Here is a 559-nt window from a genome sequence, read left to right on the forward strand (position 1 = left end):
TTTTCCCTGATAATCACGTGACAATAACTGCTGTGCTTGATAGTAAGCTGTTTTAGCCTGCATATATTGCTCTTCGATTTGCCGCGATTCATTACTAAGCAGCATCAGTTCCAGTCGTGGGGCATCTCCAGCACGAATACGCTGCTGGGTCATTTGCATATAGTGCTGTATTCTTGACTGCTGTTCCTCTAAGCGCGTCAATTGAAAAGCACTGCGCATATAGGCAAACCACTGATTTAGCAAATTTTTGGCAACTTCATGTTTGGCATCTTCATATTTTAATTCAGCAATACTCATCCCTCGTTGCGCCAAATCCTGATCCAGCTCGTATTTGCCAGGCAAACGAATCTGCTTTTCAATACCAAAGTTCGGCTCATAGCTATTGGACTTTGTTTGACCATCCTGGGTGTCGGTGTTACGAAGCTGCATCCCCGCACGCACGGTCCAGGGATGACCCAGTTTTAACCCTTGTCCTGCAAAATGGGCATAGTCCTGATCCGAAACTGCCGACTGAACAGTTGGATGCTGTGACAAGCTCTGTTTGACCGCATCGAGTGGT

Annotated in this window: 1 protein-coding gene; it reads right to left on the bottom strand. The window is 46.3% G+C overall.

The features are described 5' to 3' along the window. On the bottom strand, positions 1 to 559 hold a 559-nt coding region (locus tag EXE10_RS21190; protein ID WP_165383066.1), incomplete at both ends, for a TolC family protein.

Origin of the sequence: Acinetobacter sp. WCHAc060033 (assembly GCF_004209125.1) — a bacterium.
Lineage (GTDB): Bacteria > Pseudomonadota > Gammaproteobacteria > Pseudomonadales > Moraxellaceae > Acinetobacter > Acinetobacter wuhouensis.